This is a genomic window from Mammaliicoccus sp. B-M6 (genome assembly GCF_022386965.1).
Classification (GTDB): domain Bacteria; phylum Bacillota; class Bacilli; order Staphylococcales; family Staphylococcaceae; genus Mammaliicoccus; species Mammaliicoccus sciuri_A.
Window position 1 is genome coordinate 1 of sequence record NZ_JAJNHJ010000051.1, and the last position, 10,344, is coordinate 10,344.

The 10,344-nt window shown below is 33.8% G+C and carries 9 protein-coding genes; 3 read left to right on the forward strand and 6 right to left on the reverse strand.

Going from position 1 to position 10,344, the window contains the following annotated elements; all coding sequences use genetic code 11:
• Positions 1-124 precede the first annotated feature (124 nt).
• From brnQ to LQ693_RS12700, 3 genes are all read right to left on the reverse strand, one after another.
• Positions 125-1,483 (reverse strand): branched-chain amino acid transport system II carrier protein, encoded by a 1,359-nt coding sequence (gene brnQ / locus LQ693_RS12690; protein ID WP_206749172.1) that lies wholly within the window; start codon positions 1,481-1,483, stop codon positions 125-127.
• Positions 1,484-1,736: 253 nt separating this feature from the next.
• Complete coding sequence (locus LQ693_RS12695; RefSeq protein WP_107565926.1) at positions 1,737-3,014, reverse strand: hydroxymethylglutaryl-CoA reductase, degradative; 1,278 nt, start codon at positions 3,012-3,014, stop codon at positions 1,737-1,739.
• On the reverse strand, positions 3,014-4,171 hold the full coding sequence (locus LQ693_RS12700) for a thiolase family protein (RefSeq protein WP_025907517.1): 1,158 nt from the start codon (positions 4,169-4,171) through the stop codon (positions 3,014-3,016). The genes LQ693_RS12695 and LQ693_RS12700 overlap by 1 nt, the downstream gene beginning before the upstream one ends.
• A 102-nt stretch (positions 4,172-4,273) precedes the next feature.
• Here LQ693_RS12700 and LQ693_RS12705 point away from each other — a divergent pair, with 102 nt between their 5' ends.
• Positions 4,274-5,443, forward strand: coding sequence for a hydroxymethylglutaryl-CoA synthase (locus LQ693_RS12705; protein WP_103361656.1), 1,170 nt, complete (start codon positions 4,274-4,276; stop codon positions 5,441-5,443).
• Between the two features lie 224 nt (positions 5,444-5,667).
• On the opposite strand, the gene LQ693_RS12710 is transcribed toward LQ693_RS12705, so the two are convergent.
• Entirely contained in the window at positions 5,668-7,065 is a 1,398-nt protein-coding gene (locus tag LQ693_RS12710; RefSeq protein WP_107565927.1) for an MFS transporter, read from the reverse strand.
• Positions 7,066-7,228: 163 nt separating this feature from the next.
• Here LQ693_RS12710 and LQ693_RS12715 point away from each other — a divergent pair, with 163 nt between their 5' ends.
• Positions 7,229-7,972 (forward strand): glycerophosphoryl diester phosphodiesterase, encoded by a 744-nt coding sequence (locus LQ693_RS12715; protein WP_025907524.1) that lies wholly within the window; start codon positions 7,229-7,231, stop codon positions 7,970-7,972.
• Between the two features lie 98 nt (positions 7,973-8,070).
• Here the strand turns inward: LQ693_RS12715 and LQ693_RS12720 are convergent, their stop codons facing one another.
• Positions 8,071-9,414 carry a dihydrolipoyl dehydrogenase family protein gene (locus LQ693_RS12720; RefSeq protein WP_204190981.1) on the reverse strand — a complete coding sequence of 448 codons (1,344 nt, stop codon included), beginning with the start codon at positions 9,412-9,414 and terminating at the stop codon, positions 8,071-8,073.
• A 20-nt stretch (positions 9,415-9,434) separates the two neighbouring features.
• Positions 9,435-9,872, reverse strand: a complete 438-nt coding sequence (locus LQ693_RS12725) for a MarR family transcriptional regulator (protein ID WP_049320318.1) — start codon at positions 9,870-9,872, stop codon at positions 9,435-9,437.
• Between the two features lie 196 nt (positions 9,873-10,068).
• On the opposite strand from LQ693_RS12725, the gene LQ693_RS12730 reads away from it, so the two are divergent.
• Positions 10,069-10,254, forward strand: a complete 186-nt coding sequence (locus LQ693_RS12730; protein ID WP_025907530.1) for a hypothetical protein — start codon at positions 10,069-10,071, stop codon at positions 10,252-10,254.
• Positions 10,255-10,344 lie beyond the last annotated feature (90 nt).

Below are 10,344 nucleotides of genomic sequence, written 5' to 3' on the forward strand. Positions count from 1 at the left end.
CTCTTTTCATAGAAAAAACACCTCCGTATAAATTCATTTTAATATGAATTCAACGAAAGTGTTTTTATTTTACTCCCACATCCTGGGGTTAATGCATAGTCGAGGTAACTTGCTTTTGTCTGAATTATGTTGTTTTGTATGATGATTTCTTAAATTGATATACGATGAAGCCGATGATAAATCCGACAACGGACGGTAATACCCAACCCATTCCAATCGTGAAGAATGGTAAGAATTTTTCGCCAAAATTGATAACTGCATGTGCAAAACCTGTATTTGCGATGAATTCAGGACTTGCTTTAATACCATCAACAAATGAAGCGATCATTGTAAAATATGTCGTAAATTGATAAATGATTTTTGAATGATTAAAGAATGAACTGAATAACGTTAGCAAAATAATTGTAATCGCTAAAGGATATAAAAACATTAATACTGGTGTAGAGTATTCAATAATTTTTGTTAAACCAACATTAGCAAAAATACATGAAATAATACTTACAACTGTTGCAAACATTAAATAGTTTTGCTTTGGAAATAGTTCTGTGAATGTTTCTGAAAAGGCTGTGATTAGGCCAATAGCAGTTTTTAAGCAAGCTACGATAATGATGAGTGATAGTAATATGATGCCGTAATCACCTAAATAATATCGTGCGATTTGAGCTAAAGCTATGCCACCATTTTCACTCGCTTTAAAATGACCTAAACTCATCGTACCCATAAATGCTAATAAACTATAAATAATACCCATTAAAATAATACTAATCGTACCAGATTTGAATGTTTCTTTCGCAATATGATTTGGGTTTGTAATACCTAACTTTTTAATAGTTGATACGATAATAATACCGAATGCAAGTGCAGCTAAAGCATCTAGCGTATTATAACCATCAATGAAACCTTTTAATAACGCGCTGTTTTCATAATCAGGACTAATATTAGCATTTGATACTTGTCCAATTGGATTAATAAACGCTAATAAAATCAATAAGCCTAAAAGGACTAAAAATACAGGATTTAAAAATTTACCGATATATTCTAGAATTTTTGAAGGTTTTTTTGAGAAAAACCAAGCAACTAAGAAGAATAAAATACTAAATATCGATAAATATAATGTGACAGATGAATCTGAAATAAACGGTGTAAATGCAATTTCAAACGATGTCGTTGCAAGCCTAGGTAAAGCATAAAAGGGACCAATTACAAGATAAAGTAAAATCGTGAATATATAAGCATATTTGCGATTTACACGTGTCGTTACTTCAAAAATACCATTCGTCTTAGAAATACCAATTGCGATAATTCCTAAGAATGGTAAACCAATCGCAGTAATTAAGAAACCAATATTGGCCGTTAAAACATTTGATCCTGCCAGTTGACCTAAATGAATAGGGAAGATTAAATTTCCCGCTCCAAAAAACAAGCCAAAAAGTAATGATCCGATATATATATTTTCTTTAAAAGTAAGTTTATTTTTCATAATGATAAATTTCTCCTATTTTTTTAATCAACTTCACTATCTTAATGTGTTTTGTAAGAAGATGTCAAATTGATATTGAGGATATACAAAGAAAGAGCCTAGGACAAGGATGAATACTGTTCTAGGCTCTTTTATGTTTACTTTTGTGGCGCTAACGATCAAGAAACGAAAACAAGATCGTTAGAAATTCTAACGTCCAAGAAAGCGAAACAAGATCGTTAGCGCACCGAATCGCATATCTAAGCTCACCAAATTTCTAGTTATTTCTCATCTCATAAAGTAATCCTTGTGCTGCTTCTAGGTTTGGTTTATCCATATTTTTAAGTGCTTCTGTTATTAGTTGGATTTCATTACCTTTTGCACCGATTTTAATTGCTAATGATTTATAGTGTAGGTTCATATGACCATGTTGTATACCTTCTGATACGAGTGCACGACATGCTGAAAAGTTCTGTGCAAGTCCGACTGATGCTACAATATGCGCTAATTCTTGTGCTGTTTTAACGCCTAGTAAGTCTAATGTAACTTTAGATATTGGTAAGAGGTCTATGCTTCCGCCAATAATGCCAAGTGTTAATGGTAATTCTATTGTACCTACTAAAAATTCGTTATTTCTATCATATTTCCAAGTTGTTAAACTTCTATATTGTCCGTCTTTACTTGCATAAGCATGCGCACCTGCTTCAACGCTTCTCGTATCATTACCTGAAGCTAATACAACAGAGCTAATACCATTCATAACACCTTTATTATGAGTCACTGCTCTGTATGGGTCGATGTGCGCTAATACAGATGCTCTCTCCATACGGTGTGCGACTTCTGCACCGCTTACTTCACCTTTTTCTAAGTCTGAAACGGCAATTTTACCTTCGATGCGAATCACAGATGTTGTTGAATAGTTTGAAAGGATACTCATTAATACGTTTGTATAACTTAATTGAGTTTCTAAATAGTGTGCAATACCTTCAAGAATAGTATTGATAATATTAGCACCCATTGCATCACGTGTATCGATATGAACTTTTAAAGAAAGCATGCCTTCTTCAGGGAATTCATCCGTTTCGATTTTGCGGTAACCGCCACCTCTTTTAAGGATAGAAGGGTAGACTTGATCGGCTACTTGGTGTATATCTGATTCTAAATTTAGTATATCCTTAGATAGTTGAGCAGTATCTGTAACATTATCAAATACGATTTGACCTATTTTAATATTGTCACTTTGAACAACTTTAAGACCACCAGATTTGTTGAAAAGTTTAGAACCGAAACTTGCTGCTGCGACTACTGAAGGCTCTTCGACCATCATAGGTACAGCGTATGCTTTATCTTCTACTATAATTTCAGGTAAGACACCTACTGGTAGCGTACCTTGACCAATGACATTTTCGATTAAATTCTCTAAAAGTTCTTTATCTATTTCTGAATTGTTAAGTAATATTTGCTCAGATTCTTCTTTAATCCAACCATGATCTTTTAATTGTTTGATTTTCTCAGGTCGTGATAAGTGTCTGAAATCTTTCGTTAAAGGTTTCATTAAAGTCCTACTCCTTTTTCTATCATTAATGCTATACCTAAGCCACCACCGATACATGCAGTTGCAATACCCGTTTGCTTATCTTCTTGTTTTAAGGCATGTGCAAGTGTTGTAACTAATCTTGAGCCAGTTGAGCCTAGTGGGTGACCTAAAGCAATCGCGCCACCATAAATGTTAAATTTCTCATCTGGAATGTTAAGGTTCTTTTTAACAGGAATGCTTTGTGCTGAGAATGCTTCTGTCATCTCAACTAAATCGATATCTTGAATTGTTTTTCCAGTCTTGTTTAATAGTGACTCTACAGCATAGAATGGTGCATAACCCATATATAATGGATCACAGCCGATTTCAGCGTGTTGTCCGACAGTTGCTAAGATTGTGTAGCCATGTTCTTTCGCGTATGATTCACTCATTAAAATTAAAGCAGAACCACCGTCGCTTAAAGCTGAAGCGTTACCCGCAGTAACTGTACCGTCTTCTTTGAAAATTGTCTTTAATGTTGCAAGATCTTCTATTGTACTTTCAGGTCTGATTAATTCATCTGAAGTTATTGTTTCACCATTAACATCTTCTAATGGAACAATTTCTTCATTGAATTTACCAGCTTTTGTTGCTTTATCAGATTTTAAATGTGAATTTAATGCAAACGTATCTTGTTCTTCACGGGTAACTTCATATTTAGTTGCAATTGCTTCTGCAGTTAAGCCCATCGCCATATTATGAAAGACGTCTGTTAAACCATCATGCATGAAACTTTTAACAGGTGCGTCGCCTTTTTTAAGCACAAGGTCTGGTGTGTTTGTCATGCTTTCGATGCCGCCTACAGCAACAACATTTGCTTCTCCAAGTTGAATAAGTTGTTTCCCTAAAATGATAGATTTAAGTCCTGATCCACAAACTTCGTTTACTGTCATACCAGGTGTTTCATATGGTAAACCAGCATTTACAGCAATTTGTCGAGCAGCATTTTGTCCCGTACCTGCTTGAACAACGTTACCGAAAATTACATTTTCTATATCTTTAGGATCTAGTTGGATTTTATTGATTGCAGATTTTAAAGCAGCAGTCCCTAATTCTACTGCAGAGTAGTTACTCAATTTTCCTCTGAATTTTCCTACAGGTGTTCTTTGAGCACTTACGATTACAACTTTATTCATATTTTATGTTCTCCTTAAAAATTTATTTATTAATAATTGTCAATATTTAATGTAGTTTGATATCATTCAATATATAAAATAACATATTGAGAGGAAATTATTATGGCAATAGGTATTGATAAATTAGATTTTTACATCCCAAGTTTTTATGTAAGTATGGAAGATTTGGCAAATGCTCGTGGAGTAGATCCAAATAAATTTAAAATTGGTATCGGTCAAAATAAAATGGCCGTTAATCCAGTAAGCCAAGATATTATATCAATGGGTATTAACGCTGCTCAAGATATATTATCTGAACAAGATAAAAAAGATATCGACATGGTGATCGTAGCGACTGAATCAGGCGTTGATCACTCTAAAGCAGCATCAATAGAGATTCATAACCAATTAAATATTCAACCATTTGCACGTTGTATTGAAATGAAAGAAGCATGTTACTCAGCTACAGCAGCTATCCAACTTGCTAAAGACTTCTTATCAAACAATCCGAGTAAAAAAGTACTTGTAATCGCATCTGATATCGCACGTTACGGATTAAATTCAGGTGGAGAACCTACACAAGGTGCAGGAGCAGTCGCTTTACTATTGAGTCATAATCCTAGAATTTTAGAATTAAATGACGATAGCGTTGCATATACAAATAATGTATATGATTTCTGGAGACCAACATCTGAAAAATATCCTGTCGTAGATGGTGCTTTATCTAAAGATGCATACATTGAATCATTCAACACAGTTTGGAATGAATACGCTAAACGTACAGGTCATAAAGTAAATGATTTTGAATCATTCTGTTTCCACGTTCCATTTACTAAAATGGGCGAAAAAGCCTTCAAGACTATTTTAAACGAAAACGTAGAAGATTCAATTAAAAACAGATTAATGGATGCATATCAAGATTCTGTACTATGGAATAGAGACGTAGGAAATATTTATACAGGTTCATTGTATTTAAGTTTAATTTCTTTATTACAAAACCATACATTCCAAGCAGGACAAGAAGTATGTCTATTTAGTTATGGTTCAGGTGCAGTAGCTGAAATATTTAGTGGTTCAATCGTAGAAGATTATGATAAAGCGCTAGATAAAGAAAAACACTTAGACATGCTTGCATCAAGAGAACAATTATCTGTAGAAGAATACGAAACTTTCTTTAATAGATTTGATAACCAAGAATTTGACTTCGAACGCGAACTCAGACAAGACCCATATTCAAAAGTATACTTACACAGTATCGCAGATCACATTAGAACATATAAAACAGAAGAATAATAAATGAAGCCTAGGACATCTCAAGACGTCCTAGGCTTTCAAATTTTTAGGTGTATTTTTTGAGTATGAGTTGTAATACTGAAAAGATGTGAGTTAAAGGTGTGATAAACTCACGAGATCGTAAAAGATATGAGTTAAAGATGCAGTAAACTCACGAGATAGCGAAAATTGAACTTCATAAGTAACAAAGCCTAGGAGGTTGTCCTAGGCTTTTGCTTTTTGTATTAAACTTTTTCAATATATTGATCTTCGTGCTCGACATCTTTACCTACTGGTTCCCATTTAATATAAGTAGTAATGATTAGCCCAACTATAGGCACTAATGCTAATAGCAGCATTGTCTTATTTAATCCTAAGTTAGCTAATATAATTGGAAAAATAAATGTACCAAACATACTACCGAATCTACTCACGGATTCAACAAAGCCTGTTCCTTTACCTCGTAGAATTGTAGGGTATGATAGGGCGGCAATTGCTTTACCTTGAGTTCCTGGTCCACCTGAATGTCCAAATAGGAAAAATGCCACCATTAACGCAATCAACCAAGTATAGGAATGTCCATAAAATAAACCTATAATAATCATGGCTGTCCCTACAATGCTAAACCCAGCAATTGTTAATTTACGTGCGCCGTATTTTGTTGTGAGTAATGCACCAGTTAAACCACCAATGATACCCGCGATATTAATGAGTGCAGTACCTGATAAGGATTCGATTTTGTTTTCTCCGATTATATAAATTGCGATTAAAGGAATATATAGACCGATTGCATAGTACTGCATACCTTGTAATGTTGCAATGGAAGTCGCTAATATTGTTCTTTTACGATAGCGTTTATTAAACAATGTACGTAAAGGATTTTTAACTTCTGTTTTACTAAATGATTCATATTCACCTTTATTAGGTTCGATATTCACATTGATGTTGTAGTTCTTTTCGAGTTCTTTACTCGCTTCTGTTAAGGTTTTATTTTTCATTGACCATGATGGGCTTTCGCTTAAATAAAATAATCTTAAAACGAGTATAATCGTTGCGAACACTGCGCCGAGTGCTACGGAATAACGCCATAACCAAGCACCTGTACCAAGAGAATATAACAAAATAACGATAAGAGCCGAAGATACAACGGCGATATACCAAACGACTTGCCAATAGTTGACGTTACGGCCTTTATCTTTTTTATTACTGATTTCTGCTATAAAAGTAAAAGCAACTGGGCTATCCATACCAATTGCAAATCCCATCAATAATCTGAAACATAATAAAATAGCTGGTGCAGGTGATAACGCGGCACCAATCGCCCCGATAATTAAAGAAATCAATGAGACAGATAGAATTAATTTACGACCTAATTTATCGGCGTAAAATCCACCAATTGCAGCACCAAATAATGCACCGAATGGCATTGCTGTCATAATGAATGATAAGTAAGTCGGAGAAAGTTTGAATTCTTGAGTAAGTTGATCAGTTGCTGTACCTAAAATTGTTAAATCATAAGCATCTAAAAATATTGTGCCTAATACGATAATTAATAATAGTGACGTACGCTTTGTCGTCTTACGTTCGTTCACATAATCGATAATATCCTGTTTAGTATGTATTGTAATTGTTTCACTAGCCATAACCATACCCTCCTTAAAAAATCTACACACATTTTGTTGGCAATAAACAGACCAATAATGTGATAATACAGGTATGCTGATTCTACGGATGTTTGTTGTAAATATATACCCTAAGAATCAAAAAATTAACAATTTAAAAATAAAAAGCGCAAGGAGAGGTAATATGCTAACAATATATGGACATAGAGGATTACCAAGTAAAGCTCCAGAAAATACAATAGCATCTTTTAAAGCAGCTTCAGAAATAGAAGGTGTAAAATGGCTAGAGTTAGATGTTGCCATTACAAAAGATAAACAATTAATCATCATTCATGATGACTATTTAGACCGTACAACAAGTATGTCCGGGGAAATAACAGCATTAAACTATGAAGAATTAAAAGAAGCATCAGCAGGATCATGGTATGGTGCGAAATTTAAAGATGAACGCTTACCAACATTCGATGATGTGATAGAAATAGCAAATGAATATAACATGAACCTAAATGTAGAGTTGAAAGGCGTCACTGGCGCGAATGGACTCGTTCTATCTAAAAGTATGGTAAAGCAAGTTAAAGAAAAATTAGCAAACTTAAATCAAAATCAAGAAGTACTCATATCAAGCTTTAACGTCGTACTCGTTAAACTAGCAGAAGAAATCATGCCAGAATATAAAAGAGCTGTCATCTTCCATACGACATCATTCAAAGAAGACTGGAGAACATTGTTAGACTATTGCAATGCGAAGATAGTGAATACAGAAGATGCCAAACTCACAAAAGCAAAAGTAAGAATGGTCAAAGAAGCGGGTTATGAATTAAACGTTTGGACCGTAAACAAACCAGCACGCGCAAACCAATTAGCAAACTGGGGCGTTGATGGCATATTTACAGATAGCGCAGATAAAATGGTGCATTTGTCTGAGTAGAGAGACTAAATAGTTTCTGGCACTAGATTTTCCAAAACAAAAACAGAGGTAAGTCTTCCGTATTAGTGACGGTAGTCTTACCTCTGTATTTATATATCTTACATCATTGCTACTTTTAATAAATCTAGCACGCCGCTTGATGATCCTGGGAATGCAAAGATGAGTTGATTGAGGTCTTTGGCTGTTAGTTTTTGGTTAACGATAAATGTGAGTAGGTTGATTAAGTTTGCTGCATCGTCTGCGTAAATTTCTGCACCAACGAGTTGTTTGTCTGCATTTATTATAATTGTCATTTCTGCTTCTGTTTCATTTTTATATTCAAATACCATTTGTTTACCAAATGGTATTTCTTTTATTGTATATGCTTCGCTTTGCTCTGCATCTTTAACTGTAACACCTATTTGTGAAAGTCTTGGTAATGAGTATAATACTGATGGTATCACTGGATATTGAATTGGGTTTGGATTGATACCTAATATATGAGTCGCGATGTAGTTAGATTCAAATGTTGCTGTTGGTGTTAATTTAGGGATTGTTTTATCTAATACATCTCCGCTTGCATATATGTTGTGTATGTTTGTTCTTAAATAATCATCAACTTGAATACCTTTTTCACTATATTCGATGCCTAATTCGTCTAGTCCTATATTTTGTACATTTGGTTTACGTCCAGTAGCATCTAGAACATAGTCAGTATCAACGCTAAGTCCTGTTTCTGTTGTTACGTGATAACTGTTACCAGTTTGTTGTACTGATTGAACATTTTCATTGAAATGGAATTGTACGCCTTCAGATTCAAGTTTATGAATTAATTTCGCGATGTGTTTTTCATTAAATCCATCTAATGGTTTATCTGTATGGTGGATGACATGAACTTCAGCACCTGATTTAATTGCGATTGAAGCGAATTCGATACTAATAATACCAGCACCAATAAATGTGATGCTATTTGGCATTTTATCTAAAGATAAGAAGTCACGACTATCATGTGTTAATGCGCTACCTTCTATATCTAATTTATTACTATGTTGTCCTGTTGCAATGACGATGTTTTCAGCTTGAATAGGCGTACCTTCAACATCAACTGTATGAGCATCTACTAATTTACCGGCACCCATTATAACTTCGATACCTTGTTGTTCAAACATAGATTTAAGCGTATTGGAAAGGGGATTTATGACAGCTTTCTTATATTGCATCAAGTTCTCCCAGTTTACATGTAATTGGTCAGATTCAATAATTTGAGGATAGTGACTAGCTTCTTCTAATACTTCATAAGGTCCTTCAAGTAAGATTTTGGCATTACAACCGTAATTTGTACATGTACCAGCTATCGTGTCTTTTTCTATAATGGCTACAGATTTGCCTGCATGTTTTAACGTTAACGCAGCGTGCCATGCAGCATGACCACTTCCTATAAATACAACATCAAATTTTTTCATAGTTTATCACCCTTTATATGTTATTTATTTAATTGCTTTCTTAAAGTTGTTTCTAATTGATCCATAATGTCTTTCGTTTGTTTGTATAATTCTAAATTCATATCTTCTGATACACATTTAGAGATAGCATCGTAAATAGGTTGCTTTTGATCTTTCCCTTTTTGAGTTAACGAAACAATTAATTGTCTTTTGTCTTGGTCTGATTTTTGTCGAGTGACCCATCCTGATTGTTCTAATCTTTTAAGTAGTGGGGTAAGCGTGTTGCTTGAAAGGTCCAATTTATGACCAATTGAATGTAATGTTTGAGGATTTTCCTCCCATAATGAAAGTAAGACTAAATATTGTGAGTAAGTTAAACCAAATGACTTAAGCTCTTTTTCATAAAATTGGGCAAATAATCGACTTACATTATATGCTGAGAAACAAACTTGATTGGCTAGTTTCATATTGTAATCCATAAAATACTCCTTTCTATCGTGTGCGATTGATTATATATTAAATTATCGTGCGCGATTAATCAAATGTGGTGCTCACAAATTGAAAAAAGGTACTAGAATTGATAACTTGTAATTAATACAAAGTAAAGATTGTCCTTTTACAGAAATTGTAATAATATAAATTTAAAGATGAACATGTAGTCGTGGAGGGATGGTTGTGAGTGAAAATCATGACAAAGATATTAACGAGGAAATAGAGAAAGAATTGCTAGAATATCTAGAGAATAAAGACGAAATTGAAGCAGCAAAGCCTAAAAAGAAAAAATATATGAGCATGGTATTTCTATGCAGTTTAATCATTGCGTTGCTATATATTTCTAGAATTGTTATGAATATTTTTTAAGGCTTTGTCAAATTAAGTGTGTAAGTTATTCAAGATACTTAATAACTCTATCTTTAATTTGATCATGTAAAAGAAGCTGGTTCATAACCA